Source organism: Pseudomonas sp. G5(2012), from assembly GCF_000408945.1.
Lineage (GTDB): Bacteria > Pseudomonadota > Gammaproteobacteria > Pseudomonadales > Pseudomonadaceae > Aquipseudomonas > Aquipseudomonas umsongensis.
In genome coordinates, this window is sequence record NZ_APIO01000128.1 from 1 (window position 1) to 25,916 (window position 25,916).

Annotated in this window: 29 protein-coding genes; 21 read left to right on the top strand and 8 right to left on the bottom strand. The window is 60.9% G+C overall.

The window, feature by feature from the left end:
• Positions 1-240 precede the first annotated feature (240 nt).
• Positions 241-1,914, top strand: a complete 1,674-nt coding sequence (locus PG5_RS29180; RefSeq protein WP_020800677.1) for a tetratricopeptide repeat protein — start codon at positions 241-243, stop codon at positions 1,912-1,914.
• Positions 1,915-1,928: 14 nt separating this feature from the next.
• On the opposite strand, the gene PG5_RS29185 is transcribed toward PG5_RS29180, so the two are convergent.
• The 3 genes from PG5_RS29185 to PG5_RS29195 form a co-directional block, all read right to left on the bottom strand.
• Positions 1,929-2,621 (bottom strand): RES family NAD+ phosphorylase, encoded by a 693-nt coding sequence (locus PG5_RS29185; RefSeq protein ID WP_020800678.1) that lies wholly within the window; start codon positions 2,619-2,621, stop codon positions 1,929-1,931.
• Positions 2,615-3,019, bottom strand: coding sequence for an antitoxin Xre-like helix-turn-helix domain-containing protein (locus PG5_RS29190; protein WP_020800679.1), 405 nt, complete (start codon positions 3,017-3,019; stop codon positions 2,615-2,617). Before PG5_RS29190 ends, PG5_RS29185 begins: the two co-directional genes overlap by 7 nt.
• Before the next feature lie 86 nt (positions 3,020-3,105).
• Positions 3,106-3,696, bottom strand: a complete 591-nt coding sequence (locus PG5_RS29195) for a TetR/AcrR family transcriptional regulator (protein ID WP_020800680.1) — start codon at positions 3,694-3,696, stop codon at positions 3,106-3,108.
• 236 nt (positions 3,697-3,932) lie between these two features.
• Here PG5_RS29195 and PG5_RS29200 point away from each other — a divergent pair, with 236 nt between their 5' ends.
• The 10 genes from PG5_RS29200 to PG5_RS29245 all read left to right on the top strand — a co-directional run bounded on the left by PG5_RS29200 (position 3,933) and on the right by PG5_RS29245 (position 11,771).
• Positions 3,933-5,219, top strand: a complete 1,287-nt coding sequence (locus PG5_RS29200; RefSeq protein ID WP_020800681.1) for an SRPBCC family protein — start codon at positions 3,933-3,935, stop codon at positions 5,217-5,219.
• Between the two features lie 5 nt (positions 5,220-5,224).
• Entirely contained in the window at positions 5,225-5,608 is a 384-nt protein-coding gene (locus tag PG5_RS29205; protein WP_020800682.1) for a hypothetical protein, read from the top strand.
• A 14-nt stretch (positions 5,609-5,622) separates the two neighbouring features.
• The gene (locus PG5_RS29210) at positions 5,623-6,036 is read left to right on the top strand and encodes a hypothetical protein (protein WP_020800683.1); all 414 of its coding nucleotides are present in this window, start codon (positions 5,623-5,625) and stop codon (positions 6,034-6,036) included.
• The gene (locus PG5_RS32985; RefSeq protein ID WP_052024740.1) at positions 6,036-6,362 is read left to right on the top strand and encodes a cupin domain-containing protein; all 327 of its coding nucleotides are present in this window, start codon (positions 6,036-6,038) and stop codon (positions 6,360-6,362) included. Before PG5_RS29210 ends, PG5_RS32985 begins: the two co-directional genes overlap by 1 nt.
• Positions 6,359-7,594, top strand: coding sequence for an NAD(P)/FAD-dependent oxidoreductase (locus tag PG5_RS29220; RefSeq protein WP_020800685.1), 1,236 nt, complete (start codon positions 6,359-6,361; stop codon positions 7,592-7,594). Before PG5_RS32985 ends, PG5_RS29220 begins: the two co-directional genes overlap by 4 nt.
• A complete protein-coding gene (locus tag PG5_RS29225; protein WP_020800686.1) occupies positions 7,591-8,148 on the top strand; it encodes a nuclear transport factor 2 family protein in 558 nt (185 codons plus the stop codon). The genes PG5_RS29220 and PG5_RS29225 overlap by 4 nt, the downstream gene beginning before the upstream one ends.
• Positions 8,149-8,167: 19 nt before the next feature.
• Positions 8,168-8,536, top strand: coding sequence for a non-heme iron oxygenase ferredoxin subunit (locus PG5_RS29230; RefSeq protein ID WP_020800687.1), 369 nt, complete (start codon positions 8,168-8,170; stop codon positions 8,534-8,536).
• Positions 8,537-8,539: 3 nt separating this feature from the next.
• Positions 8,540-9,547 carry an asparaginase gene (locus PG5_RS29235; RefSeq protein ID WP_020800688.1) on the top strand — a complete coding sequence of 336 codons (1,008 nt, stop codon included), beginning with the start codon at positions 8,540-8,542 and terminating at the stop codon, positions 9,545-9,547.
• A gap of 219 nt (positions 9,548-9,766) precedes the next feature.
• On the top strand, positions 9,767-10,948 hold the full coding sequence (locus PG5_RS29240; protein WP_256229417.1) for an OprD family porin: 1,182 nt from the start codon (positions 9,767-9,769) through the stop codon (positions 10,946-10,948).
• A gap of 97 nt (positions 10,949-11,045) precedes the next feature.
• Positions 11,046-11,771, top strand: a complete 726-nt coding sequence (locus PG5_RS29245; protein WP_020800690.1) for an aspartate/glutamate racemase family protein — start codon at positions 11,046-11,048, stop codon at positions 11,769-11,771.
• Positions 11,772-11,817: 46 nt separating this feature from the next.
• Here PG5_RS29245 and PG5_RS29250 read toward each other — a convergent pair whose 3' ends face one another.
• Positions 11,818-13,131, bottom strand: coding sequence for an MFS transporter (locus PG5_RS29250; protein ID WP_020800691.1), 1,314 nt, complete (start codon positions 13,129-13,131; stop codon positions 11,818-11,820).
• Between the two features lie 423 nt (positions 13,132-13,554).
• On the opposite strand from PG5_RS29250, the gene PG5_RS29255 reads away from it, so the two are divergent.
• Positions 13,555-13,998: a hypothetical protein gene (locus PG5_RS29255; RefSeq protein ID WP_020800693.1), complete on the top strand. Its 444-nt coding sequence runs from the start codon at positions 13,555-13,557 to the stop codon at positions 13,996-13,998.
• A gap of 64 nt (positions 13,999-14,062) precedes the next feature.
• Here the strand turns inward: PG5_RS29255 and PG5_RS29260 are convergent, their stop codons facing one another.
• Positions 14,063-14,491 carry an MAPEG family protein gene (locus PG5_RS29260; protein ID WP_042955850.1) on the bottom strand — a complete coding sequence of 143 codons (429 nt, stop codon included), beginning with the start codon at positions 14,489-14,491 and terminating at the stop codon, positions 14,063-14,065.
• Between the two features lie 15 nt (positions 14,492-14,506).
• The gene (locus PG5_RS29265) at positions 14,507-15,460 is read right to left on the bottom strand and encodes a diiron oxygenase (RefSeq protein ID WP_020800695.1); all 954 of its coding nucleotides are present in this window, start codon (positions 15,458-15,460) and stop codon (positions 14,507-14,509) included.
• A 183-nt stretch (positions 15,461-15,643) separates the two neighbouring features.
• Here PG5_RS29265 and PG5_RS29270 point away from each other — a divergent pair, with 183 nt between their 5' ends.
• Entirely contained in the window at positions 15,644-16,600 is a 957-nt protein-coding gene (locus PG5_RS29270; protein WP_020800696.1) for an AraC family transcriptional regulator, read from the top strand.
• A 95-nt stretch (positions 16,601-16,695) separates the two neighbouring features.
• Positions 16,696-17,559: a sensor domain-containing diguanylate cyclase gene (locus PG5_RS29275; RefSeq protein WP_020800697.1), complete on the top strand. Its 864-nt coding sequence runs from the start codon at positions 16,696-16,698 to the stop codon at positions 17,557-17,559.
• 30 nt (positions 17,560-17,589) lie between these two features.
• Here the strand turns inward: PG5_RS29275 and PG5_RS29280 are convergent, their stop codons facing one another.
• Complete coding sequence (locus PG5_RS29280) at positions 17,590-18,507, bottom strand: LysR family transcriptional regulator (RefSeq protein ID WP_020800698.1); 918 nt, start codon at positions 18,505-18,507, stop codon at positions 17,590-17,592.
• A 133-nt stretch (positions 18,508-18,640) separates the two neighbouring features.
• On the opposite strand from PG5_RS29280, the gene PG5_RS29285 reads away from it, so the two are divergent.
• The 6 genes from PG5_RS29285 (at position 18,641) to PG5_RS29310 (ending at position 24,408) form a co-directional block, all read left to right on the top strand.
• The gene (locus tag PG5_RS29285; protein ID WP_020800699.1) at positions 18,641-19,399 is read left to right on the top strand and encodes a 5-oxoprolinase subunit PxpA; all 759 of its coding nucleotides are present in this window, start codon (positions 18,641-18,643) and stop codon (positions 19,397-19,399) included.
• A gap of 100 nt (positions 19,400-19,499) precedes the next feature.
• Complete coding sequence (locus tag PG5_RS29290; RefSeq protein ID WP_020800700.1) at positions 19,500-19,745, top strand: acetyl-CoA carboxylase; 246 nt, start codon at positions 19,500-19,502, stop codon at positions 19,743-19,745.
• Between the two features lie 15 nt (positions 19,746-19,760).
• Positions 19,761-21,134, top strand: a complete 1,374-nt coding sequence (locus tag PG5_RS29295; RefSeq protein WP_020800701.1) for an acetyl-CoA carboxylase biotin carboxylase subunit — start codon at positions 19,761-19,763, stop codon at positions 21,132-21,134.
• Positions 21,131-22,003 (top strand): allophanate hydrolase subunit 1, encoded by an 873-nt coding sequence (locus PG5_RS29300; protein WP_020800702.1) that lies wholly within the window; start codon positions 21,131-21,133, stop codon positions 22,001-22,003. Before PG5_RS29295 ends, PG5_RS29300 begins: the two co-directional genes overlap by 4 nt.
• Positions 22,000-22,974 carry a biotin-dependent carboxyltransferase family protein gene (locus PG5_RS29305; RefSeq protein ID WP_020800703.1) on the top strand — a complete coding sequence of 325 codons (975 nt, stop codon included), beginning with the start codon at positions 22,000-22,002 and terminating at the stop codon, positions 22,972-22,974. The genes PG5_RS29300 and PG5_RS29305 overlap by 4 nt, the downstream gene beginning before the upstream one ends.
• Before the next feature lie 111 nt (positions 22,975-23,085).
• A complete protein-coding gene (locus tag PG5_RS29310; RefSeq protein WP_020800704.1) occupies positions 23,086-24,408 on the top strand; it encodes a cytosine permease in 1,323 nt (440 codons plus the stop codon).
• 66 nt (positions 24,409-24,474) lie between these two features.
• Here PG5_RS29310 and PG5_RS29315 read toward each other — a convergent pair whose 3' ends face one another.
• On the bottom strand, positions 24,475-24,900 hold the full coding sequence (locus tag PG5_RS29315; RefSeq protein ID WP_033043890.1) for a hypothetical protein: 426 nt from the start codon (positions 24,898-24,900) through the stop codon (positions 24,475-24,477).
• A 158-nt stretch (positions 24,901-25,058) separates the two neighbouring features.
• Here PG5_RS29315 and PG5_RS29320 point away from each other — a divergent pair, with 158 nt between their 5' ends.
• Entirely contained in the window at positions 25,059-25,709 is a 651-nt protein-coding gene (locus PG5_RS29320) for a TetR/AcrR family transcriptional regulator (protein ID WP_020800707.1), read from the top strand.
• The last annotated feature ends 207 nt before the right edge of the window (positions 25,710-25,916 follow it).

Sequence of the window (25,916 nt, forward strand, 5' to 3'; positions counted from 1 at the left end):
CATGATCGTGTGCTCCGGGGGTGTTGTTGGTTGGTATGGAGCTGATGTTACGCCGTGGAGTTTTTAAGAGAACTTCATTGAGGTGATGGTGAACATCGATGCGATTGATAGAGTCAGTGGCCTGCCTCGTGTAGGCATGATGATAGAGCGCAGCCTGTCGTCGGCTATGACGCCCGGCCAGGTGCACAGGGGTATGCTGGGTTTTCGCAGGTTCCGCACTCTGATCGAGAGGATAAACCGATGCACGACTATTACGATCTGGGCACCTACAGCCGCCCCGTGACGACGAGCTCAGCCCAAACCCAACTCTGGTTCGACCGCGGCCTGATGTGGTGCTACGGCTACAACCACGACGAAGCCATCCGTTGTTTCCAGAAGGCCCTGGAGCACGACCGCAACTGCGCGATGGCCTACTGGGGCATCGCCTATGCCTCGGGACCCAACTACAACAAGCGCTGGGACGCCTTCATCGAACAAGAGCTCAAGGAGGCCGTGGCCCAGGCGCGACTGGCGACACAAATCGCCTTGGTGCACCTCGAAGGTACGACGCCAGTGGAGCAAGCCCTGATCCACGCGTTGCAGCAACGTTACCAGGCCGAGCAGACGAGCAGCGTAGATGAGCTCTTTACCTGGAACGATGCCTATGCGGCGTCCATGCGCGATGTGTACCAGCGATTTCCCGACGATCCAGATGTGGTGGCGCTGTTCGTCGAAGCGCTGATTGACCGCACGCCCTGGCAGTTATGGGACTTGAAAACCGGCCAGCCGGCGGCTGGCGCCGACACCCTGGAAACCGTGGCCGTGCTTGAGCGGGCCCTGCAACGCATGGAGCAACACGGCGAAGCGCCGCACGCCGGCGTACTGCACATGTACGTCCACACCCTGGAAATGTCGCCGTACCCGGAACGGGCCCTGCGCGCGGGCGATATCCTGCGCGACCTGGTACCGGATGCCGGACACCTGCGCCATATGCCGTCGCACATCGACGTGCTCTGCGGCGATTATCGCGGGGCCATGATCACCAATCAGCGGGCAATCGAGGCCGACAGTCTCTATCTGGCCAAGGAAGGGCCAATCAACTTCTACACCCTGTACCGCAGCCACAATTACCATTTCAAACTCTACTCGGCGATGTTCCTCGGCCAGTATCAGCCGGCCCTGGAAGCCGCCGAGCAACTGGCCGAAACCATCAAGGAAGACCTCCTGCGGGTGGAAACACCGCCCATGGCCGACTGGCTCGAAAGCTTCGTCTCGATGAAGGCCCACGTGCAGATCCGCTTCGGCAAATGGCAAGACATCCTCGCCACACCATTGCCCCAGGACCCGACGCTGTACTGCGTGACCACGGCCATGCTGCACTACGCCAAAGGCGTGGCCTTTGCGGCTTGCGGGCAAGTCGCCAACGCCGAAACCGAGCATCACCTGTTCCTTGAGGCCTGGGCCCGGGTGCCGGACACACGCTACCTCTTCAACAACAAATGCAACGATATCCTGGCGGTGGCCGCAGGCATGCTGCGTGGCGAAATCGAGTACCGCAAAGGTAATTTCGACGAAGCTTTCGCTCACCTGCGCGAGGCGCAATCGCTGGACGATCACCTGCCTTACGACGAGCCCTGGGGCTGGATGCAACCGGTGCGCCACGCACTGGGCGCGCTGTTGCTGGAACAGGGCAGGGTGGAAGAAGCCCTGCACGCCTATCGTGCCGACCTGGGCCTGGACAACACCCTCAGTCGCGCGTCCTGGCACCTGGACAACGTGTGGAGCCTGCACGGCTACGTGGAATGCTTGAAGCGCCTGGGTCGCGATGGCGAAGCGGCCGCTGCGCAGGTTCGTCTCAACCTGGCCATGGCCCGGGCGGATGTGGACATTTCGGCATCGTGTTTTTGCTGCAACGGCAAGCGTTGCTGCCACTAGGTGCGAGGTTTGCCTCAAGCCTCGTTGATCTGGCTGACACTGGTGATCTGACCGTTCCAGACCATCTCGTAGTGAGCGGTCTGGATGATCGAAGAGACAGGCCTTGGCGTCATCAACGCCCAGCAATCACTGCCTGGCAGGCGCACCGAGCGATAACGCAGGCCTGGGTAGCCAGCTTTCCTGATTGCCCGGCCCAGTGCGTGGGAATGGCTGTAATCGTCAGGCGCATACACCGGGTCGTTGATCGGCAGGGCGGTGGCGTCTTTCATCCCCGTATCCATGAATGAACACGACAGTCCCCTGAACACAAACCGCTCATAGTTCAGGCCCGATACCTTCGACCAGTACAGGCCCTGGTGATACCGCACCTCGGCCAGTGCGGTTTCCATCGAATCCGCCAGGTACAACACCCCATAGCTGCCATCGCTGAACCGCGAGCCCGCCGGATTGATGTGCGTGAAGGGCGCGGTGGCGTACGAGCAGCCAGCAATCCCGAACGGGATTTCGCTCCGTGGGATCAACTCAAGCTCACCGACCTCATTCTTCAATCGGGGATTGGTCAGCGCCTGGATCTCGAACAGCACCTCGAATTCATCCGCGTTCGCCACGTCGTCGAACAATGCAATCGGCGGAAATTTCGAATTGACCAACCGGTAAGCCTGCAATGCCTGCCCGGCAAACACCGCCAGCGCGCTCAACGTCACCATTGCGCGCCCCGCAGCATATCGATGCGCCGAAAGGTCTCGTACAGCGAAATCATGTCGCCCTGGGCCATGATCACAAGCGGCGAGCGCCCATTGAAAAACTCGTTGTCATTGGCCATCGAGACGAAGCCATAGACGTTGTCCGGATTGTCGAACACCAGGCGCAACGTGGCGTGAATGTTCAACACAAGACTGATGCGCTGCATCTGGTCCGCATCCAGCGCCACCGCCCAGTCAGGATCATGCTGGCGCGCGCGGGTGTAGGTGCTGCGGGAAATGCGCAGGATACGACAGGCCTGCTCGCTGCTGGCGTGCCACTTTTCCAGAATGCCCACCGCAGCGCGCAGGCCGGTGACGCATTGGTTTTTGCTGAAAGATTGGGGCTTGGAAGCGACGGCCATGCTTGTTACCTATCTTTGTATCTATAGATTCAAAGATAGGTTTATTGGATCTGCAGAACAAGAGGTGTTCGACCAGCGGCAACCGCTCACCCCACCGTCGTCTCCTGCAGAGGCAGCAGCATTTCCGTAAACAGATCGGCGACGCGTTCCATGTCCCGGCAATCGCCCATGCGTTGATTGATCACGAAGCCATCGAAAGCCATCCACAGGATGTGTGCCATGAGGCCATCGGCGAGCAGGTGATGGCGGTCCTCCGGCAGTGTGTCGAGCAGCATCTCGCTGATCTGTGCCTCTGCCCATTTGAGAAGGTCGTTGGGTTTGCCCTGTTGCCGAGGGGCGCTGGCCAGCGCTTCGATCATGCAGTTGGCAAAGGCCTGGTCAGCGACGGGCAGCTCTGACCAAACCCCGATCAATATTCGTTTTAGCCGCGCCCGTGGCTGGCGCAAGCGGCTGACGGAGTCCTTTAGCCGCATGATCTGGTCCTGGAACCAAGGCGTGTAAATCGCATAAAGAATCAGGATCTTGGAGTCGAAGTAGACGTACAGGTTCGACACCGTCACCCCGGCTTCGCGAGCGATGCTGCTCATGGTGGTCGCCGTGTATCCCTTGTGTTTGAACAAGGTGAATGCGGATTCGACGATGGCATCGCGGATTTCCATTTTTTTGATTTGCGCCACGCACTGCTCCTGTTTGATCGCTCTCGCACGCTCGTGCAATGGGGAGGAATCATACCAGCTAGGGCCATTGCGGTACCCAATCCCTCCTGCTCATTAGCTGTTTAAAGACTGTCAATCGTTTTACAAGAGAGTTTTTTCCTTGTTAATGCGGTTTTAAAGGCTATTGACAGGTTGGCAATGCCAATAACAGAATGGCATTCGTTAATTGGCCGAACTGATGGGGTTTGAGAAAAATAATGAGCACCAAGCGCACCTTTATCACCGACGACTATCCCGAGCTGGGCAAAGGCCCGGTGCCGGTAGAGCCCTACATTTCTCCTGAGTACTACGAGCGGGAAAAAGAACACATCTTCAAGAAAACCTGGCTTGAGGTGGGGCGGGTCGAGGAAATCCCCAATGCCGGGGATTACATGGTCAAGGACCTGGCGTGCGCCGATGCTTCGATCATTGTCGTGCGTAACAAGAAGGGACAGATCAATGCGATGCACAACGTGTGCTCGCACCGGGTGAATCAGATCGCCTACGAGAAATGCGGCAATACCCGCAAGTTCTCCTGCAAGTTCCATGGTTGGGCGTTTGACCTGGATGGCAACCTGACCGGCGTGCCGGAAGAAGAGTGCTTTTTCGACCTGGACAAGTCCGCCAATGGCCTGGCACGAGTCGCCTGCGAGATCTGGCAAGGCTTCATTTTCATCAATATGCAGGCAACGCCAGCACAATCGCTCGAGGATTACCTCAAGCCCATGTTCGGTTCGATCGAGGGTTACCCGTTTGACAAGCTGACCTCGGGCTTTTCCTGGGTCAGTGAAGTGGAGTGCAACTGGAAGCTGGCGCTGGATGCTTTCCAGGAGGCCTATCACGTGGCCTACATCCACGGCCTGTCGATCGCCGATGCGGTGGAGAAGGACGAAAATGGCGCCATGCCGCCGCTCGGCGCGCTGTGCGGCGAATACCACCGTCGCTTGTCCCTGTCGGGCAATCAGAAGTCGGTCTACGGCAACCCCAAGGCCATGACGGAGGGTGGGGCGGCCTTTGAGGAGGCACTGCTCGAGGCGAGCAAGTCCAAGCCAATCTCGGCGGCGGCCTTGCGCGGCGCGGCGGGTAGCGCCAAGCATGAATTTCCCATCGAGGCCTTGCCCGAGGGTATGAACTGGACCAAGAGTCCCAACTGGTTGTTCGACATCAACGTCGTGTTTCCAGACCTGTACTTGTCCCTGCGTCCCAATTACTTCCAGTGCTACACCTTCCGTCCCACGGCCTATAACCGCACACGTGTCGAGTGCCGGGTGTTCTACCCGCAGATGACCACGGCCGGAGGGCGCTTCTTCGTCGAGTACATGAAAGTCGCCCTGCGCGATGTGCTGCTCGAAGACATGAGCACCGTGGAGCGTACGCAAAAAGCCGCCGAAACAGGGGCCAAGCGTTTCATGTTCCTGCAGGACAACGAAGTGCTCGTGCGCCATAACTATCACGCTGTCGAGCGCATGCTGGAACGCAATGCCGCTCAAGCCGCTGCGGAGTGAACACCATGAACATGATTGCAACCTCCCAGGCCGATCACCCGGTGAACGTGCTGCTTCCCGAAGCTTTCCAGGCGCTGCAGGCCTACGTCGGCGTCTGGGCGCTGGCAACCGAAACCGAGCGCAACATCCAGCGTCACCGCCAGTCGATGCCCAGCATCATTGCCTTCAAGGACGCCATGATGACGCAGATCGACGAGCTGCTTGAGTTCGTCAATCGCACGCCCCTGACAGAGCTCGACGAGGTGCAGACAACGCTGCTCAAACTGCTGCTGTCACTGGCCGAAATCGCGCCCACCGTCGAGTGCTACAACCAGCAGGAGGTGGTCTACGGCTTTGATCCGCGCCGCTTCGTGGCGGAAGAAGATTTTTCTCTCAAGCCTGTGTATTGAGCGCGGAGGTAGCTATGGCCAAGTGCAGGGTTTTTGGTATTGACGACGGGCTCAAGGAAGTCGTCGCGAACGGGTTGTATATGAAGCACCTGTTCGGCAAGCACATCAGTGTGTCGGTGGTGAAGTTCGTGGAAGCAGTCGGGCATGACCTGCCCGCCAAGGCCCACGTCCATGGCGAAGAAGCGTCGCTGCAACTGGTTGGCGAGTGCACGGTATTTGAGGGCGCGGGCGAGGAGGGGGACGTCGCGGTGCCCATGGCGGCACGCAGCGCCATGATTATTCCCGCGCAGTTGAGCCACTACGGCAGCAACCGTTTCGGTTGCGAGGGCGTGAGTATGCGCCTGAATGTGGTCACGCCGCCGCGGCCGGAATTTGGCCCGGAGGACAGCGTGCCCTATTACCCACTCAAGAATCGGGCGGATCGTTGATGAGTACCCAACAATGTCTTGTCGTCCCACCACTTGCGTGTGACGAGGGTGGCTGTGTCAGCGGCGACGCGTTCGATCTGCAGCTGCGCCCGTTTGTCCAGGGTGAGTCGGTCATGGGCGGTATCAGTGATCTGGGCGAGGAAGTCGGCGCCGTCGTCGAGGGTAATTTCGATGTGTTCGCTGCCGATGAGTGTTACAGCCTCAGTGCCGGCGAGGCGATTGTCATCCCGCCGCACGAGCCGCGGCGCTGGGTCTGCACGTCGGCCACGGGGCTGCTGTATCGCGCCATTGTGCGGATCGGCGCGCTGCAGGAGCGCACCCCATGAGCGCTCGACGAATCGCAATTGTTGGCGCCGGTCATGCCGGCGGGCGTGTCGCGCAGCACCTGATCGAACTGGACGGCACATGCCAGGTGCTGCTGATTGGAGATGAGCCCTATGCTCCCTACGAGCGTCCGGCGTTATCGAAGGCGGTACTGGCGGGCGAACAGGCATGGAGCGAGCTGATGCTCGCCGCAGACGGGTTCTGGAGCTCCCATCCCGGGCTGGTGCGCATCACCGCCCGGGTGGTGGGGCTGGATCGAGGGCGGCGCTGCTTGAGTCTCGCTGACGGGCGCCAGATCGAATTCGATGAGTTGGTGGTGGCCATCGGCGGTGCGCCGCGATCCCTGCGCGTGCCAGGTGGAGATTTGCCCGGCCTGCATGTGCTCAGGGGGATTGACGATTGCGACAAGCTGGCCACGACTCTGGTCCCCGGTTCGCGCCTGTTGGTGATCGGCGCGGGCGTGATCGGCATGGAAGTCGCAGCGACGGCATCGGGGCTGGGTGTCACGGTGACGGTGCTGGACGTGTCTGACCAGATCATGCGTCGGTGCTTGCCGGCGCCTGTTTCGCAGTGGCTGGCGAGCCAGCATCAGCAAGTCGGTGTCGCTTTCAAGTCACAGGTCGGCGTGCAATCGATTGCCCATGACGGCGCGGTTTACCGGGTACGAGTGCAGGGTGCAGGGGGCGCGTGCGAGGTATTGGAAGCCGAGCAGGTGTTGCTTGCCATTGGCATCGATTGCAACACCGGGTTTCTCCAGCAGGCAGGCATCGGTTGCCAGAACGGCGTCGTGGTCGATGCGTCCTGCCGCAGCCCTGATACGCCATGGTGCTACGCCGTGGGTGATGTCGCCAACTGTGACAACGCTTTTTACGGCCGTTTAATGCGTCAGGAGACCTGGCGCAATGCGGAAAACCAAGCGCTGGCCGTTGCACGGCAAATTGCCGGAGTCGCGCAGCGATACGCTGAGATCCCCTGGATGTGGACCGATCAACTGGGCCACAACATCCAGGTCGTCGGCTTGATCGACGACGCCGATGGGCATGTCTGGCGAGGTGACCTAAGCCAGGGCAGGGCGACCATGGTGTTGCTCAGGGACGGTCGGGTGGTGGCCGCGGTCATGGTCAACCAGGGCAAGGAGCGCAAAGCACTGGAGGCGTTGATTCGTGAACGGCGTGTCGTCGATAAGTCGCTGCTTAGCGATCTGTCAGTGTCCCTGAAGGCGGTGGCGGCATGAGCGATGTTGCGCAATTGACCGAGCGCTTGTTCCGACTGGAGTCCGTCGAGGCTATCAGGCAGCTCAAGGCCCGATACACCGCCTTGGCGGACGCCAAATACACCGCCGATTACCGCCAGCAGGAACCTGCTCGCCTGAAGGAGTTGGCCCTGGCGCAGGCGGCGTGTTTTACCGCGCAAGCGGTCTGGTATGGCGCCGAATTTGGTGGCGATCGGGTCGGGCGTGAAGCGTTGGCGCAATGGTTCGAGCAGTCGCCGTGGTGCTTCGCCGCGCATTACTACGTCGGCGAGGACATTGCGGTCGATGGCCAGCAAGCCCGCGCCAGCTGGCGCTTGTGGCAATTGGCGCTGCGTGCCGACAACGCCGAAGCCGTGTTGCTGATGGCGCGCACCGAGGAAACCTATCGCTACACCGAGGCGCAAGGTTGGCTGGTCGATTCGATGCGCTTTTGCGACGTCCAGGTGGCGGCGTTAGGCAGCGATGCCTTGCCGCTGGCGCCAGGACTCGAGGCGCTGCGCGCGCGAACCCTTTCTTCGATGCGCACAGCGCATTAATTGATGGAGCGATATTTTCATGACTGCATCCCAAGCATTGATATTTCCTGAGCCAGCGAAAAGTGGGCAGTGGATTGCCGTGGGAACGGTGGTCGAGCTGTTCGGCCAGGGCGACAGCGCTGGCGTCCAGGTCAGTGGCCGCAAGATCGGTCTGTTCAAGGTCGGCGACGAGTTGTTCGCCCTTGATGATATTTGCACGCATGGCAACGCGCTGCTCAGTGACGGCGACCTGGATGGCTTTGAAATCGAATGCCCGCTGCATGCCGGGGCGTTCGACCTGCGCAGTGGCAAGGCGTTGTGCAGCCCATTGCTCAAGAACACGCGATGCCATCGGGTGCAGGTCGAAGACGGTTGCGTGTTCGTCCAGCTCGCCAGTCCGGAGGCTTGATCCATGACGACTCAATATCGTCCCAAGGTCGCCGTCATCGGCACCGGTGGCACGTTTGCCATGCAGGCCCGCGATCCGTTCGACTGGATTGAATACAGTGAGAGTGGCGTGGTCTTGCCGATTGATCACCTGCTTGAGCAATTGAGCGAAGCAGCCCCTCACATCGAATGCATACCGGTTCCGTTCCGGGCATTGGGCAGCACCGCGATCACCCCGGTCGACTGGCTGGAGCTGGCGCGCCTGATTGCCCGCACGGCGAGCGAGCGTCCGGACATCGAAGGCTTTGTCATCACCCACGGCACTGCGACGCTGGAAGAGACGGCGTACTTTCTCGACCTGGCCCTGGATCTGGACATCGGGCTGGTATTGACCGGTGCCCAACGACCGATCAATACCGCGGGCAGCGATGTGCTGGCCAACCTGCGTGCCGCCCTGGCGGTGGCGACTTCTGCGCAGGCCAAGGAGTGCGGTGCACTGGTGGTCATGGATAACAAGGTCTATGCCGCCCGCGATGTGAGCAAGAGTTCGAGCTTCGATCTCAATGCGTTCGAGGCCGTTCCTTATGGGCCGCTGGCGCAAGTGGATGCCTTGGCCCGGGTGCATTGGCGCCGTTGCCTGCCGATGAATGGCTGGCACACGCGTTTTCAGTTCGACAGCGTCAGCGCGCTGGCGCGGGTTGATATCGCCACCTCTTACGCCGGTGCCGATGGGGCTGTCATCGATGCACTGGTGGCAGCTGGCAGTCGGGCGATCATCAGTGCCGGGCTCGCCCCGGGTCGACCGGCTTCGGGTGAGGTGGCTGCGATCAAGCGGGCAACGGCGGCCGGGGTGATCGTGGTGCAGGCGACTCGCGCCTTGAGGGGGAATGTTCCACCGCAGGCATTCCTTCAGCGCGACGGTGTACTGGCTGGTGGAGACCTGAGTCCGCACAAGCTGCGCATATTGCTGATGCTGGGCTTGACCCAGAACCTGACGGCGCCACAGTTGCAGGATTGCATTCTCGAGGCTTAGCGACGGTAAGTCGTCGTCGCCGCACATAACAATAAGTACTGCAAAAGGGCGCCCGGTCACGGGCGTCGCTGGTTTTCCTTTGCCTGCCGCTTTGTGAATTGATGCGCGCCATCGGGTGCGCATCCGGTTGCCGGCCGCCCCGGTTTTACTCAAGTCTGGATAATAATAATGAGTCGACCCTGCTTTGCCGCCCCTTTGCTGTTTTCCCTCGGGACGTCCATGGCCAACTGTGCCCTGGCGGACTTTGTCGATGACAGCAAGGCCAGTGTGGAACTACGCAATTTTTACTTGAATCGTGATTATCGTCAGGACAACGCCCCGCAGTCCAAAACAGACGAATGGGCCCAGGGTTTCACCGGGCGGTTGGTGTCGGGTTTTACCGAAGGCGATGTTGGGGTGGGTGTCGATGCGCTAGGGCAGATGGGGGTCAAGCTCGACTCCAGTCCCGATCGCCATGGCTCCGGCCTGTTGCCCTTTGGCGACAGCGGGCGCGCCGCCGACAGTTACAGCAAGCTGGGGCTGACGGCCAAAGTGCGTGCCGGCAAGTCCGTATTGAAAGTGGGTACGTTGCAACCGACGCTGCCTGTGGTGATGTACAACGACACCCGTCTGCTTGGCTCATCGTTCCGCGGTGGCTTGTTGAATTCACAGGACATCCAGGGCCTGTCGATCAACGCGGGAAGATTGACCCAGGCCAGCCTGCGTGACTCCTCCAGCAATGAAGACATTGGCTATGGCGGGGCATCCAGCGACCACTTCGATTTTGCCGGCGCCAACTATGCACTGACGCCACAGCTGAACCTGAGTTACTACGGCGCCAGCCTGCAGGATATCTACCGGCAGCAATTCGCCGGCCTGACTCATCGTTGGGCGCTGGCCGAAGGTGTTGTGGTGAAAAGCGACCTGCGTTATTTCGACAGTCGTGACGAAGGGCGCAGGCTGGCGGGGCACATCGATAACCGCAACTTCAACGGCATGCTTGGCCTTGAATACAAGGCTCATCGATTTACCACGGCTTGGCAGTACTTGTCGGGCGACGGTGATTTCCCGTTCCTTAATGGTGCTGAGCCGTATGTGGCCAACCTGGTGACCTTCAATCTGTTTACCCGGGCGCAGGAGGATTCGTGGCAACTGCGTTACGACTATGACTTCGCAGCATGGGGGATTCCCGGCTTGACCTTCATGACCCGTTATGTGGACGGGCGCAACGTCAAGACCGCTACCGTGAAAGAGGGGCGCGAGTGGGAGCGCGACACCGATCTGGCTTATGTCGTGCAGGATGGTCCACTGAAGGGCGTAAGCGTACGCTGGCGCAATGTCACCTTCCGTTCAAGCGATGGCCTGACCACCGACGCCGATGAAAATCGCTTGATCGTCGGGTATACCTTGGCGCTCTGGTAGTCAGGTTCAGTTTAACTGGCCTCCAAGGTCCTTGCCGGTCCTTGGGGGTTTTTCTGTTTCAAGCGTGTGTACTCACCACTGATAAAAGGAAAGTCCCATGAACCCGGGAATCGGTACTCTGGCGCGTATTGGCCAACTCTACCCATCGGGTGGTCTATGCGACCACGAACCTCAACTGATGGTCCCCGAGGGCGTGCGTTTCGTCACCACGCGCGTGCCTTTTCGCCAGACATCGCTGGAGGCTGATCGCAAATTCGCCGAAGATCTGGAAGGGCATGCGCAATTGCTCGCCGACGCCAGTGTCGATCTGTTGGCCATCAACTGCACCGCCGCGACCTTGCTGGCCGGACCGCAGAATTTGCGCAAGCGCCTGTTCGACGCAACCGGGCTCGCCAGCGTAACCACCATCGAGGCGGTTATCGCCGGCTGCCGCGCACAGAATATGCGCCGTATCGGCTTGTTGACGCCTTATCCGCAGGAAGTGATAGAGGTTGAACGCGAATACTTCGCCGGCCTCGGCATCGAGGTGGTCAGCGCCCTGGGCAGGCCTTGCACGACTCCGGTGGAGCAGGGCAATTTGCCTTGCGAGACCTGGCTGCAGATGGCCCAGGGGTTTAGCGGCATGGCACTCGATGGCGTGTTGATCAGCTGCGCCGGGATCCAGGTGGCCGAGGTGCTGGCGACCATCGAGGCCCGCTTGTCATTACCGGTGGTCAGCAGCAACCAGGCGTTGGCGTGGATGTGCTTGCGCCAGTTGGGCATTGACAGGGAAGTGCAGGGTTTTGGTTCGCTGTTTTCGAAGGCATTTGCTGGCATCGAATAGTAGATGGCTCACCGGCGAGCATGGGCTCGCCGGTGAGTCGTCAGAGTCAGCTTTCGTGCGCGGGGGCGGGGGTCATGATGATGGCGATGGCCGCCGCAATCGCAGCCGTGGCAAAGACCATGAAGTTCCAGAAGCTATCGAGCTGCAATCCGGCGACGAAACCTCCCAGGATCGGTCCACCCATCGCGCCGAAGCGACCGATGCCCACCGCCCAGCCGGTCGCCGATGCCCGTGCGTGTGGCGCGTAGTAGTTGGCGATGTAACCCAGTTGGACCAAGGCCACGGCCACACTGCCAAAGCCGGCGCAGGCCACCAGGATGTAGGTGACCATAATCGAATTTTTCATCGATAGCGCGGCAATGGCGCAGGCGCCGAAAGTAAAGCCCAGGGCAAGGGTTCGGCGCGCGCCAATGCGGTCGGCAATTCGTCCGATGACAATACCGCCCAGGGCGGCGGCCAGGTTGAAAGTGGCGAAAAACATCAGCGAAGAGCCCAAGTCGTAGCCGTTGTTACGCATGTAGTGCGGTAACCAGGTACCGAGCCCGTAAACCACCATGACCGCCGTGCATTGGGCCACCCACAAGCACAGCGTGCCTCGGCGGTTTCGCTTGGAAAAGACCTCGGCAAGAATCTCCCGGAACGGCGACAGTTGCGCCTTGCCCTTATCGATCGGTGGCGCAGGCAGTTCGCTGATGCCCAGGCGTGCGGCCAGTGCCTGGGCCTGGAGAGTACGCTTCTTCGCGACCAAAAACTCCAATGACTCAGGGAGCCACAGCATCATGATCGGGATCAGCAACAGGGCTATCGCGCCTACGGCCACCACCGCGCGCCAACCATGCTCGGGCATGAAAGTCATGCCGACCCAGGCCGAAAGCAGGGCGCCGAGCGGGTACCCCGAGTACATCAGCGCGAAGTTGAGGTTGCGCCGGTGCGGCGGCGAGTATTCGATCGTCAAAGCGGCGGCTACCGGGATGACACCTCCCAGACCCAGACCTCCAATCCCCCTGACCAGTGAGAATATTTGCGGTGTCGGCGCCCAGGCGGCCGCCAACATGGAGCCCGAAAACAGGGCGATGCAGAGGATGATCAGTGGTTTGCGCCCGATAATGTCGCTCCATGGGCTGATGAAGTAGGCGCCAATCAGTGTGCCAAACAGCGCAGAGCTGCTCATTGCACCCACTTCCAGCGGGGTCAGGTTCCACTGAGGGTCGCTCAACAGCGCGGGCACGATAGTGCCCATGACGCCGATGTCATACCCCTCCGAGAGGATGGCGGCCCAGCAGAGGCCCAGTACTAAAAGCATGGTGTGGCGGGGGAGGCTGGCGGCCGCCCCGGCGTGGCTCGTCTCGGTGATGTGCACGTATTTATCCTTTGGGTAATGTTTTTATTAGGCAAGGTTTAGTCAGTTCCCTCAATGGGGCGACTAAAAAAATACAATGATCGTTATTGGTGCGGATTTCATATCGGTATGCTCCGAGTTCAACCACATTTCATTTGTTGTAATAGGTTTATTGTCATCTGCAGAGACATCAAAAGAATACATCATTCGTTTTTGAGGCGTTAGCCCCTAATCCGAAAAAAGAACGTGCGGGCGCTCAACGGCAGTACGGCCCACTTGCAGGTGGCAGGCCGGGGCGTGGCCTGGCACTCGGAGGGTGAGGGAGAGGCGCATAATGAGTTCGCCTGCCGATGACCACCCATCAGCCAGATCCCGCTTGCGGGGGGGACCACTAGACTTCACAGGGGGGATGAAGTCTACGCAACTCAACTCAGGAGACCTGTGATGAACAGTGCATCTTGGCTGGCGTTGGTAGTGGCGGCAGGGGCGATTTCGGGCTGCGCGAGCAGAAACGAAATTGTCGATGTCCCCCTCAATGCTACCCCGCAAAACGCAGAGCATATCGCTCGAGCCACCCTCAGCCCGGTGGGCGATCAAACCAGCATCTGGCTCACCGTCGGTGGAGTCCCCCACGATATGGCTGTTTCCAGCCGTCTCGACACTGCAATCTACGCAGGCTCGTGCCAGCAATTGGGTGCGCAACCGGCGTACAGGACCCGTCAGGCCAATAGCGTCGACTACCCATCGCTGGCCCCGCGTACCCAACATTGGGCCCAGGCACCGGTGGCGCTGAGCGATTTGACCAAGGGTAGCTATGCCTTGCTGGTTCGCAGCAGTCCGGCAGACGGTAGCCGCCCACTTTTCTGTGGCAACATCAGCGCTGGCTAGGGGCGCATCAGGCAAGCCGTTCGGTACTGTGGCCTGCGCAAGTAGCGCAGGCCATGGCCTGGGTTCAGAAGAGTGTGCCGTACCCGGCGGCCATCACGATGAGCGTGAGAAAACAGGCCAACTGAACGAAAAAGAAGCTAAACCGAACTGCCACGAACGCATTGGTTTGCTCATGGCAGACATGCACCAGCGACTGACACACCCGGGCAACCAGAATGAGTATCGACAAGTAGTTTACCGTAGGTCCTTCAACGCCAAGAGCGGAAATCACCCACACGATGACGCCAAACACAGGCAGGTTTTCCACGCAGTTGGCGTGTGCCCTTACCCCGCGCCGATACCAATCCTCGCCCTCGAGCCGATCGCTTCGGAAAGAGGCAATCGGCGCATTCGAGAACAGTATCCTGGCCCAGCGATAGACCCCGACGGTGGCCATTAACAGCAGTAACGTCCAGGTCGCGAACCCAAGCAGCATCCACATCGGTATTGTCATGGCGGCCAGCCTCGATCAATGGCCCATGATGGGTGACAGTGCGGTGTTGATCCGCGACATCTGGGCTGGCGTTGTCATGCGCGTCAGCAGCCGGGCAAAGTGTGGATGCTGCACGCCCGAGATAATGTACTGCCAGCGGTAGGCGTCCAGCATGCAGGCGTTGATGCGTGCTGCTTCGTCGACACTGAATGATCGTGAAGCATGGCGCGTGAAGTACTCGGCATCGGCTGTCGATTGTGCCTGCAGGATGGCGTCGACGGCCGCCACCAGTGCTATCAGGTCGTTCACTGCCTGGTCGCATTCGGCGGGCGACAGTTTTGCGTGCTCGGCCTTCCACTCCAGTTCATCGAGCACGACGTGTCGGCTTTCATCCTTCCAGTGAAACTTGAAGACGTCCTTGAACAGCGGGCATAGCTCTTCGTGCGGGGCGATGCTTTGTGCGTAGTGGGATTGCACGAACAACTCGATATGACAGGTCAGCGCCAGCACCGACCAGGTGCTGGATGCCAGCACCACGCGCGCCACATCGTTTGGATCGGCCACTTGACGATATCCCGACGGCAGTTGCGAGCCAATCATTGTCTCGATGCGCCGGAACAGCTCCTGATGCTTGATCTCGTCATTGGAGAAGCGCACCAGCGCTTCGAGTGCGAGCTGATCGTCGAATACATGGGCGCGACCCTGATCGAGCATTTTGGCACTGATAAAGCGCTCGACCAGGCCAAAGAGGTACGCATAGGTTCGCCCTTGAATCTGGCTGAGCAGGCGCGCCTGGTGTGCGTCAAGAAAGGTCAGGCGGTCGACCAGCGACAGTGAGTCGGGCAGGAATTTGCGCGAGAAGTCGAAATGCCGGTCCTGCAGCAGATCGCGATCGATCTGCCATTCGGCTTTCTTCGATGACCTGACCAGTTGCGCGTATCGGGCGGCGTTGCGCGAATCAGGGATGGGGAGGGTCGCGAAGGTGTTCATATCGATCTCCAATTTTCCAGGTCGAGCCACAATGGGACGGAGCCAATGACCCTGGATAAAGCCTCTGGGGAGAGTGCTGATCGCTGGGTCCGCGTTGGTGCTAATCTAGGCCTCGCCGTCCGGGTGAAGAATGACCGCTGCGCCTGATTACTTGCTCCAGACTCCGTAAAGGAGGGGTGGCAAATGCTCGATGCGCTTTCCGATGTGTTGCGTGTGATCCGGCTGTCTGGGGGAGTGTTCCTCGAGGCAGAGTTCACTGCGCCCTGGTGCATGAGCGGCAGAATCTCTGCCGACGATTGCAAACCGTTCGTGGCGGCGCCTCGACATATCATTGCCTCGCATTTTGTCGCGGCGGGGCACATGCAATTGCGCGTCGACGATGGCGCCCCCCTCGACGTGCGCGCAGGCGAATTGATCCTGCTACCTCGCAATGATGTTCATACGTTTGGCAGTGACCTGGGCTTTACACCCATGTCGGCGCGCGACGTCATTACGCCGCCGTCAGTCGGCGGCATTTCACGCATCAAGTGCGGCGGGGATGGGGAGACCACACAGCTGTTGTGCGGTTTCCTCGGCTCTGAAACCCCCTTCAGTCCGTTGCTTTCATCGCTGCCATCGGTACTCAAACTGGACATGCGTGCGACGGCTTCAGGGGCCTGGATCGAAAGCTCGTTCCGTTTCGCCGTAAGCGAGACAGCGGCAGGACGCGTCGGCTCAACGGCAGTCATTGCCAAACTGTCTGAATTGCTTTTCGTCGAAGCCGTCAGCCAGTATGTAGCGAGCCTTCCGGCAGAGCGGCGCGGGTGGTTGGCGGGTTTGCGCGATCCGCATATCGGGCGCGCACTGGCACTGCTCCATGCGCGTCCGACCGAGGGCTGGACCGCTGAAACCCTGGCGCTCGAGGTGGGCATGTCGCGCTCGGTATTCGCCCAGCGCTTCACCGCATTGGTCGGACAGCCACCGATGCAATACCTGACGCTCTGGCGCATGCACGTGGCGGCTCAACACTTGCGAGAAGGGCGGGGGAATGTGGCGCAAATCGGCTTTTCAGTCGGCTACGAATCCGAAGCGGCGTTCAGTCGCGCCTTCAAGCGCCAGTTCGGTACATCGCCCGGCACCTGGCGCAGGCAATCCGCTTGAGTCGGCATTGGGCCAGCAAAACCTTGCCGCACGCCTAGCCGCCTCCCTTCGTGATCAGGCATGATCAGGCTACATGAACCGGGACTCGCTGACCTATGCCCGTTGACCTGCAAGCGCTCTACCCCAAACTGATCCATCTGATGCTGGACACGGTCTTCGTGGTCGACAGGGATAACCAGATCGTATTTGTCAGTGATGCCTGTCAGGCGCTGCTCGGTTACCGTGCGGACGAGTTGACCGGCACCCCGATCACCGACTACATGCATCCTGACGACTTGGCGAAAACGCGAGCCTCCATTGTCCGGGTCATGAATGGCCAGCCGCACTTCGATTTCCGCAACCGTTATATCCGCAAGGATGGCGGTATCGTGCACATCCTGTGGGCCGCCTTCTGGTCCGAGGAGGTGGGGGCGCGGATCGGTGTGGCGCGCAACGTCACCGCCCTCTGGCAGGCGGAGGAGGAATTGCGCTTCCTCGCCCATCATGACCCGCTGACGGGGCTGGCCAACCGGGCGCTGTTCAATGATCGGCTGGATGCGGCCCTGCGCGCGGCACGGCGCCACGACAGCAGCCTGGCCTTGCTGTTTCTCGATATCAACGACTTCAAGGGCATCAACGATGTCCATGGCCATGCAGCGGGCGATCAGGTACTCCGCATGATTGCCCGTCGGCTGCAAGGCTGCGTGCGCGAGACGGACACGGTGGCCCGGATGGGCGGTGATGAATTCACAGTGTTGTTGACGGATATCCAGTCCCAGGGCGACGTGTACGAGAAAGTGGCGCAGATTCTCGCGGTCTTGGCCGAGCCACCGGATGCCGACTCTTCCGTACTCACAATGCCGTCCTGCAGTATCGGTATCGCCTGTTATCCCGCGGACGGAGAGGATGCCGATACGCTGCTCAGCCATGCGGACGACGATATGTACCGCATAAAAAGGCAACGTTCCGCGGCCGGATGACGAACCTGGAACACAGCTTCGACGGGTGAACTAGCGCCGTGCCGACAGTTGTTGCGGCGCCAGGAATGCATCGTGGAAATAGTTACGAAACGCTTGCATGGCCGGGCTGAAATCGCGCTCGCGATGCCAGGCCAGGCCTACGCTCATGGGGGTTACCTTGTCAGTGACGGTCAGGGTTTCGATGCGTTTGCCCTCCAGCGACCAGGGGCGGTGCACCAGGTCCGAGAGGATCGCCACGCCGCTGCCATTGGCGACCATGCTGCGCACCGCTTCGACTGAACTGGTGCGTATCCGTACGTTTGGCTGCTGGTGCGCGTGTTCCCAGTAACGCTTGGCGCTCTGTTCGGCTTCGTCGACGGTCAACAGGATAAAGGGCTCTTGCGCAACGTCAGCCAGGCTGACGGCGGAGCGTTCGAGCAGGGGGTGATGGCTGGGCAGCCATAACCGGCGTTCGGAGTTGAAGAGGGTTTCCGAAACGATGTCCGGGTGAGTGAGGTTCGCGGTCAGCACCACCGCCATGTCGAATTTTCCTTCCAGCAGGCCTTGCTCGATGGCCGTGCGCTCTTGTTCGTGGACCTCGATGGCTACGTCCGGGTGCCAGTGTTCAAGCCGTTGCAGATGGTGCGGCAGAAAGTAGCCGATCACCGTGTAGCTCGCGGCCAAACGTAACAGGCCACTGGCGCGGACGTCCGGCAGCGGGCTATTCAGCGCGTCGTCGACGCTGCGCAAAATCACATAGGCACGGTTGAGAAAATGCCGCCCGGCATCGGTCAGGCTCATGCCCTGGGCCGAGCGCTGGAACAACAGCGTGCCGAGCATGGCTTCCAGCTCCTTGATCGCGGTGGTCACCGCGGACTGGGAAATGTTCAGGTGAATGGCCGCTTGGGAAATTTGCCCGATCTCCGCGGTGGCGACGAAATAGCGGACCTGGCGCAGGGTCAGTGACATGGGCGCTCCGTTGTCTGTTTTTCAGGGTTATCTGTTTTTCAGAAGATGGCCCCTCTGATAATAGATCTTCCCAAGGGGTTGGCGGGAATTTAACGTGGCCTGCATGAAGTCACAAGCGTCAGGAGCAAGCGTCATGCAGGCAGTAGATTTCAATTCGGACATGGGCGAAGGCTTTGGCCCATGGACCATCGGCGATGGCGTTGACAATGAGCTGATGGGCTTCATCAGCACCGCCAACATCGCCACCGGTTTCCACGCCGGCGACCCAAGCACCATGCGCCGCACCGTCGAACGGGCGAAGCAACTGGGCGTGGCCATCGGCGCGCATCCGGGGTTCCGCGACCTGGTCGGCTTCGGCCGCCGGCACATCAATGCACCGGCCCAGGAACTGGTCGACGACATGCTTTACCAGTTGGGTGCGCTGCGTGAACTCGCCCGGGTTCAGGGCGTGGCGCTGCAACACATCAAACCTCACGGCGCCCTGTACATGCACCTGGCCCGCGACGAGCAAGCTGCGCGTTTGCTGGTGGAAAATCTCCAGCGCCTGGAGCCGGAGTTGCTGCTGTATTGCATGCCCAACTCAGTGATCTGGCACGTCGCCCGGGAACTCGGCCAACCGGTGATCCGCGAGTTCTACGCCGACCGCGAGTACGACCTCAGCGGCTCCATCGTCTTTACCCGCAACGTACGAGCCTACGACCCGACCCAAGTGGCGGCGCGGGTGCTGCGTGCCTGCCAGGAAGGTGTGGTGCGCACTGTCGAAGGCGAAGACCTGGCCATCGAATTCGATTCCATCTGTTTGCACAGCGATACACCGGGTGCCCTGGCATTGGTCGAGGCCACACGCAAGGCGCTGGATGACGCGGGGATCAAGGTTCGCGCACCGCGCTGAGCCCTGGAGCACAACGAAACACCAGGCACAGAGACGCCAGGGTTCAACACCGATCCATTTTTATGCCTGCCTTTCTACAACTATTCCAAGAGGAACAGACATGGCCGAACAAACCGTTATTACCCCGTTGCCGGGCACCTTCTACCGTAAAGCCACACCGGACTCGCCGAACTACGTCGAGCCGGGCGCAGAGGTCAGCGCCGACACCGTGATTGGCCTGATCGAGGTCATGAAGCAGTTTTCCGAACTGACCGCCGGGACGGCCGGTCGCCTCAGTGCCTTCCTGGTCGAAGACGGTGATCCGGTGGAACCGGGTCAGGTCATCGCAACGCTCGATGGCCATTGAGGGTAGGGGGCGATCATGACTCAAGGTATTCGTAAATTACTCATCGCCAACCGTGGCGAAATCGCTGTGCGGATTATCCGCGCCGCCAAAGCGCTGGGGATTCCCACCGTTGCCGCCTGCAGCGAAGCGGACGTCGACTCCCAGGCAGCGCGCATGGCCGACGAGGTCCATATCCTTGGCCCCGCCCGCGCTGACAAGAGTTACCTGAACGTCGAGGCATTGCTCGGCGCCCTGAAAGCCACCGGTGCGAATGCGGTACACCCGGGTTACGGTTTTCTCTCGGAGAACGCCGATTTTGCGCAAGCGGTTGTCGCCGCCGGCGCGATCTTCGTCGGGCCCGGCGCCGAGACGATCCGGCGCATGGGCGACAAGGCCGAAGCCCGGCGCACCGCGCAAGCGGCTGGCGTGCCGGTGGTGCCCGGTTCCCCCGGTGAGCTGTTCGACGTCGAGTCGGCGCTCAAGGCTGCCGAATCCGTAGGCTTCCCGTTGCTGATCAAGGCTTCGGCCGGTGGTGGCGGACGTGGTATTCGCCTGGCGGAAAACGCCCAGCAACTGAGCGAAGAGTTTCCCCGTTCCCAGCGCGAAGCCCAGGCCGCATTCGGTAACGGTGCGGTGTATCTGGAACGGTTTATCGGCAAGGCCCGGCACATCGAAGTGCAGGTGTTGGGCGATGGCCAGCACGCGGTGCACCTGTTCGAGCGCGAGTGCTCGCTGCAACGTCGGCGGCAGAAGATCTTCGAAGAGGCACCGTCGCCGGTCCTCAACCCACAACAGCGCGAGACGCTTTGCGCCAGTGCCGTGCGCCTGACCGAGGCCCTTGGCTACAAGGGCGCCGGCACCCTGGAGTACCTGTACGACGACGCCACCGGCGAGTTTTTCTTTATCGAGATGAACACGCGGATCCAGGTGGAACACCCGGTCAGCGAACTCATTACCGGTATCGATCTGGTCCAGGCCATGCTGCGCATTGCCGGTGGCGAGCCGCTGGGCTACAAGCAAAGCGACATCCAGCTCAATGGCGCCGCCTTGCAAATGCGCCTGAATGCCGAAGACCCGGCGCGGGATTTCTTCCCCAGCCCAGGCCTGGTCGAATCACTGACCTGGCCGCAAGGGGAGGGTGTGCGGGTCGACAGCCATCTCTACCAAGGCTACCGCGTGCCACCGTACTATGATTCGCTGTTGGCCAAGCTGATTGTGCATGGCCGCGACCGCAACGAAGCGTTGGCCCGTGCGCGAGTCGCCGTCGCGCAGACCACGCTCACCGGCATGGCCAGCACCTTGTCGCTGCACGGTGAGCTCCTGGAACAACCGTGGCTGCACAGCGCCGACTTCCACACTGGCACCCTGGAAACCTGGCTGGCCGAGCGCCGCAGCGGAGGTGAAGCATGAGTACCGCAATCCGCTACAGCTTTGGCGCCGACGAGCATTTGTTCGCCGAAGTCAGCGACAGCATGTCCCTTGAAGCGTTTTTCAAGGGCATGGCCGTGACCCGCGCCGTGGAGCGGCTGGCGCTGGATGGCGTGCTCGATGTGTGCCTGGCCAATGCCTCGTTCCAGATCCGTTTCGACCCCGACCGTATCGCGCCTCACACCTTGCTCGAAGCGGTAAAAGGCGCAGAAGCCGAGGCCGTGGCCGAGCGCACGTTGCAGACCCGGATCATCGAGATTCCGGTGCTCTATAACGATCCCTGGACCCATGAAACCTTGATGCGTTTTCGTGACCGCCACCAGGACCCGAGTGCGACAGACCTGGAATACGCTGCGCGGATCAATGGCCTGGCGGACGTCGAGGCGTTCATCGCCGCGCACAGTGGCGCGCCATGGTTTGTCTCGATGGTCGGTTTCGTCGCGGGGTTGCCGTTCATGTTCCAGATGGTCGAGCGCGAGCGTCAGTTGCAGGTGCCCAAGTACCTGCGGCCGCGCACCGATACACCCAAATTGACCCTGGGTCATGGCGGATGCTTCGGCTGCATCTACTCCGTGCGCGGCGCCGGTGGTTATCAGATGTTCGGCGTTACGCCGGCACCGATCTACGACCCGCAGCAGAACCTGGCCTACCTCAAGGAACACATGGTGTTCTTCCGCCCGGGCGACATCGTGCAATTCAAGCCGATGGACCGTGAGGCCTATGACGTTGCCGTGGCCGAAGTGGAAGCCGGACGTTTCGATCTGCGGATTCGTCCGGTGGAGTTTTCCCTGGATGCTTTCCTGGCTGACCCCGTCGGCTATCCCAAGTCGCTGCAGGAGGTGCTGGCATGATCAAGGTACTCAAACCCGGTCTGGCGACCTCGGTACAGGACCAGGGCCGCGAAGGCTACTACCACCTGGGCATTCCGCCTTCCGGGGCGCTCGACCAATACGCGTTGAGCGCAGCCAACCAGTTGGTCGGCAATCCGGCGGGCGCGGCAGCGCTTGAATGCACGTTGCTCGGCCCGGAACTGGAATTTGCGCAAGACGCGTTGGTGGCCGTGTGCGGTGCGCACATGACGCCAAAGGTCGATGGTGTGGACATGCACCTCGACACCGCCTTCACGGTCAAGGCCGGGCAAGTGCTGCGCTTTGACTTTCCGAAGGCCGGTGCGCGTGCCTATCTGGCGGTCGCCGGCGGGATCGATGTGCCGGTGGTGCTCGGCAGCCGTTCGACTTATGCGCTGGGTGCGCTCGGCGGTTTCCAAGGGCGTCGCCTGATCGCCGGCGATGAACTGCCCGTGGGCATCGCCAGTGGCAAAGGCCGTGCCGGCGCCAGTTTGCCGATGGCCCTGCGCCAATCCCTGGGGGGCGAAATCACCCTGCGCGTGGTGCCGGGGCTGTACTACGATCGCTTGACCCCAGCGGCGGCGGACAGCTTTTTCGCCGAGGCCTGGACCGTCGGTTCCGAGGCGGATCGCATCGGTTATCGCTTCAAGGGCGGCAGCCCGCTGAGCTTTCAGCCGCGCGAGCAACCCTTCGGCGCCGGCTCCGATCCGTCGAACATCGTCGACAGTTGCTACCCGATCGGCTCGATCCAGGTCCCCGCGGGGCTCGAACCCATCGTGTTGCACCGTGATGCGGTGTCCGGTGGTGGCTACGCGATGATCGGTACGGTGATCAGCGCCGACCTCGACCTGATCGGCCAGATGCAACCCAACCAGAAAGCCCGTTTCGTGGCGGTGACCCTCGAAGAAGCGCTGGAAGCGCGACGTTCCTATAAGAAAAAACTCAGCTGCCTGAGCAAGCTGTTCCCTTCCTGACGCTGCCCGCCGCACTGCGCGGGTAAAGCCAAACGGCAAGCCAACGCCGCACTACGGTGCGGTGGCGGCTGCCCGCGCTTCAACCTTTGACTGGTTCTGGAGTTCACGCATATGGCTGCTTTATCGCAATCGAGTCAAACCGGGCAGGACCCGGCCAATCACCCCGTTCCAGCGCAAGCGCGCATGGGCCGCTTATCACTGACCATGGCCTGGTGGGCGGTGTGCAGTGCGATGTTCTACATCGTGGTGGGCGCTTCCCTGGCGCTGTCTTATGGCGCGCGCAATGCGCTGATCGGCATGGTCCTGTCGGTGATCAGTTATGGATTGGTCAACAGTGTGCTCAGTCGCTTCGCGATTCGCAGCGGCTTGTCGGTGGCACTGTTTTCGCGGCTGTTGTTCGGCAGCACCGGGGCATGCCTGGCCACCCTGATCTTCTTTTCCACGGCGATCTATTACGCGGTGTTCGAAGGTTCGGTGATCGCCGTGGCGCTCAATCACCTGTACCCGGAACTGGTCTATCCACTGGCCGCGTTGCTGGTGGTGCTGTACAGCGTGCCGATGATATTGGGCAGCGTGCAGCATTGGCTGGACAAGCTCAATGGCGTGCTGCTGCCGGTCTACCTCGGCGGATTGCTGGTGGCGGTGGGGCTGTCGATCAGCCGGTATGGCTACCAGCCGCAATGGCTGGATTTCGGCCCGGCAACCCCCAGCGCCTTCGGCTGGTGGGACTGCTTTGTCGCCTACATGGGGGTTTGGGTGCTGATGCTGTTCACCTTCGACTACGCCCGGTTTGGCAAGGAAGAAGACGCCGGGTATCACGGTCGCTGGAACTTCGGCATGCCGTTCTACGCGGTGACGTTTTTGCTCAACGGCGCAGCGGGCATCTATCTGGTCAGCAGCATTCCCCATGAAGGCGCGTTGAACGAAGTGTCGGTGGTCATGGCGATCCTGCAGTTGATGGGCCTGTGGGGGTTGTTGTTTGTCTGGGCCACGCAAACCCGGATCAATACCGCCAATTACTACCTGGCGACGCTCAACATGCAGGCATTCTTTGCCCGTTTCGGTGTGCGCGGTGCGTACTGGGCGTGGGCCCTGGCGGTGGGGGTGATCGTGTACGGCTTGATGCTCGCCGATGTGTTTGCCTATTTGCTCAAGGCGTTGGCCTACCAGGGCATTTTTGTGGTGGCCTGGGTCGGCGTGGCGTTGGCGCAGATTCTTTATGGGCGCAGTGACGTGGCGGCGCTGGAACGCGTGGCTGCATTCAACCCGGTGGGCCTGACGGCGTGGTTTGGCGCCACGGCAGCGGGCCTTGCCCTGATGTATGGCGGTGGTGGCCTGGGCAGCTTTTCAGCACCCTCGACCGTGATCCTGGTGTTCGCGTTGCAGGCTGGCTTGTCACGTCGAAGCCGGTTGCGCCTGCAGGTGGCGCAGTAGAGGAGTCGTCGTATATCTCGCTACGGGTGCCTTGTCCTTACGGCACCCGCGGCAGCAGCTACCGGGTCACGACAGGCGTGATTCGCCTGTCGTACGGCTCAAGTACCCGGCAACAACGCCGATGCGCGAGAAGACCAGCCAGGCAAACAGCAGCACACTCACGCCAATCAGGATCGATGCGACGCCAATCAGTGGCTCGATCGAAGCGAAGCCCTTCAGCCGCAGGGTCAGCGCGCCGAGCATTACCGGTACGCCCAGGTTGTACGTCCAGAACTGCACTGCAGCCGCGCGACCTTCGGTCATGCTCGGGTGCAATGCGCCGATGACGCCGAACAGTGCCATCGATACCCATCCCAACAGATTGATGTGGGCATGTACGGCGAAGAGTGAATGGTCGCCGGAGGCACCCATCGTCACCCCCAGCATCACGCCAATGGCAAAGTAGAGGGCAGCAAGTCGAAACCAGGTCCGCGAACGGGGAGTGTGATTCATGGCATTCACCTCAAGCGCCCTGAGGCGCGCTCAGTTGCTGGAAAATCCCTGAAATCGTGATGCCCGCAGATGCCGTGCACAGGGGCGGTGGCAGATCCGCTGCCTTACGTCTATTATGAGACTCATGTCTCATTACAAGACAAGGTATCATTTATTCCATGTCGAATCCCAAGTCAAGCCCGTTGATCGGTGAGGGTGATGCACAAGGTCGCGTCAACCAGAAACTGCGCACCCGCCAGGCGCTGATCGAGGCCGCCATCGCCTTGCGCGACGAAGGTCATCAGCCCACGGTGGCGCAAGCGGCTGAGCGCGCCAGGGTGTCGCGCGCCACGGCCTATCGCTACTTTCCCACGGTCGAGGCGTTGATCAGCGAGACAGCGGCCGATCGTGACATGCCGCCGCTGGAACGCATCTGGCAGCCGGGGGACGATCCGGTCAAGGGTATGGGCCTGGCGGCGAACACGTTGAACAAACTGCTGATCGACGACGAGATCGGCCTGCACGTGATGGAGCGCTCGTTCATGACCGTATGGCTCGAAAGCGAGTCCCACGAGCCCCTGCGACCGGGCCGCCGCCTGAGCTACATCGAGCCGATTGTCGACTCGATGAAAGACGTGCTGTCACCCAAGGCGCGCAAGCGCCTGAAGCAGGCGCTGTCGATCGTCATGGGCACAGAGGCATTGATTGCCGTGCGCGATATCGGTGGCGCGAGCGTCGAAGAATCACTCGCCACCACCGCCTGGGCGGCGCGGGCGCTGGTTCGCCAGGCACTGGATGAGGATGAAAAAAACCGTCGAAAGCGAGGCTGATCTGCGCGATGGTAAGTGCGCGTACACCTGATCGTTCCCACACTCTGCGTGGGAATGCCGCCAGGGACGCTCCGCGTTCCGCTAGCAACGCAGGGCTGGAGTCCGCGCTAAGCGAAACGGCCGGCTAGCCTGATTCTGGATCTGTTTGCGTTCACCTGATCGTTCCCACGCTCTGCGTGGGAATGCCGCCAGGGACGCTCCGCGTTC

Bases quoted from the DNA above. Each gene is read 5' to 3' on its own strand.
- PG5_RS29180 (WP_020800677.1), top strand. From the start codon at position 241: ATGCACGACTATTACGATCTGGGCACCTACAGCCGCCCCGTGACGACG.
- PG5_RS29185 (WP_020800678.1), bottom strand. From the start codon at position 2,621: ATGGTGACGTTGAGCGCGCTGGCGGTGTTTGCCGGGCAGGCATTGCAG.
- PG5_RS29190 (WP_020800679.1), bottom strand. From the start codon at position 3,019: ATGGCCGTCGCTTCCAAGCCCCAATCTTTCAGCAAAAACCAATGCGTC.
- PG5_RS29200 (WP_020800681.1), top strand. From the start codon at position 3,933: ATGAGCACCAAGCGCACCTTTATCACCGACGACTATCCCGAGCTGGGC.
- PG5_RS29205 (WP_020800682.1), top strand. From the start codon at position 5,225: ATGAACATGATTGCAACCTCCCAGGCCGATCACCCGGTGAACGTGCTG.
- PG5_RS29210 (WP_020800683.1), top strand. From the start codon at position 5,623: ATGGCCAAGTGCAGGGTTTTTGGTATTGACGACGGGCTCAAGGAAGTC.
- PG5_RS32985 (WP_052024740.1), top strand. From the start codon at position 6,036: ATGAGTACCCAACAATGTCTTGTCGTCCCACCACTTGCGTGTGACGAG.
- PG5_RS29220 (WP_020800685.1), top strand. From the start codon at position 6,359: ATGAGCGCTCGACGAATCGCAATTGTTGGCGCCGGTCATGCCGGCGGG.
- PG5_RS29225 (WP_020800686.1), top strand. From the start codon at position 7,591: ATGAGCGATGTTGCGCAATTGACCGAGCGCTTGTTCCGACTGGAGTCC.
- PG5_RS29230 (WP_020800687.1), top strand. From the start codon at position 8,168: ATGACTGCATCCCAAGCATTGATATTTCCTGAGCCAGCGAAAAGTGGG.
- PG5_RS29235 (WP_020800688.1), top strand. From the start codon at position 8,540: ATGACGACTCAATATCGTCCCAAGGTCGCCGTCATCGGCACCGGTGGC.
- PG5_RS29240 (WP_256229417.1), top strand. From the start codon at position 9,767: ATGGCCAACTGTGCCCTGGCGGACTTTGTCGATGACAGCAAGGCCAGT.
- PG5_RS29245 (WP_020800690.1), top strand. From the start codon at position 11,046: ATGAACCCGGGAATCGGTACTCTGGCGCGTATTGGCCAACTCTACCCA.
- PG5_RS29255 (WP_020800693.1), top strand. From the start codon at position 13,555: ATGAACAGTGCATCTTGGCTGGCGTTGGTAGTGGCGGCAGGGGCGATT.
- PG5_RS29260 (WP_042955850.1), bottom strand. From the start codon at position 14,491: ATGACAATACCGATGTGGATGCTGCTTGGGTTCGCGACCTGGACGTTA.
- PG5_RS29265 (WP_020800695.1), bottom strand. From the start codon at position 15,460: ATGAACACCTTCGCGACCCTCCCCATCCCTGATTCGCGCAACGCCGCC.
- PG5_RS29270 (WP_020800696.1), top strand. From the start codon at position 15,644: ATGCTCGATGCGCTTTCCGATGTGTTGCGTGTGATCCGGCTGTCTGGG.
- PG5_RS29275 (WP_020800697.1), top strand. From the start codon at position 16,696: ATGCCCGTTGACCTGCAAGCGCTCTACCCCAAACTGATCCATCTGATG.
- PG5_RS29280 (WP_020800698.1), bottom strand. From the start codon at position 18,507: ATGTCACTGACCCTGCGCCAGGTCCGCTATTTCGTCGCCACCGCGGAG.
- PG5_RS29285 (WP_020800699.1), top strand. From the start codon at position 18,641: ATGCAGGCAGTAGATTTCAATTCGGACATGGGCGAAGGCTTTGGCCCA.
- PG5_RS29290 (WP_020800700.1), top strand. From the start codon at position 19,500: ATGGCCGAACAAACCGTTATTACCCCGTTGCCGGGCACCTTCTACCGT.
- PG5_RS29295 (WP_020800701.1), top strand. From the start codon at position 19,761: ATGACTCAAGGTATTCGTAAATTACTCATCGCCAACCGTGGCGAAATC.
- PG5_RS29300 (WP_020800702.1), top strand. From the start codon at position 21,131: ATGAGTACCGCAATCCGCTACAGCTTTGGCGCCGACGAGCATTTGTTC.
- PG5_RS29305 (WP_020800703.1), top strand. From the start codon at position 22,000: ATGATCAAGGTACTCAAACCCGGTCTGGCGACCTCGGTACAGGACCAG.
- PG5_RS29310 (WP_020800704.1), top strand. From the start codon at position 23,086: ATGGCTGCTTTATCGCAATCGAGTCAAACCGGGCAGGACCCGGCCAAT.
- PG5_RS29315 (WP_033043890.1), bottom strand. From the start codon at position 24,900: ATGAATCACACTCCCCGTTCGCGGACCTGGTTTCGACTTGCTGCCCTC.
- PG5_RS29320 (WP_020800707.1), top strand. From the start codon at position 25,059: ATGTCGAATCCCAAGTCAAGCCCGTTGATCGGTGAGGGTGATGCACAA.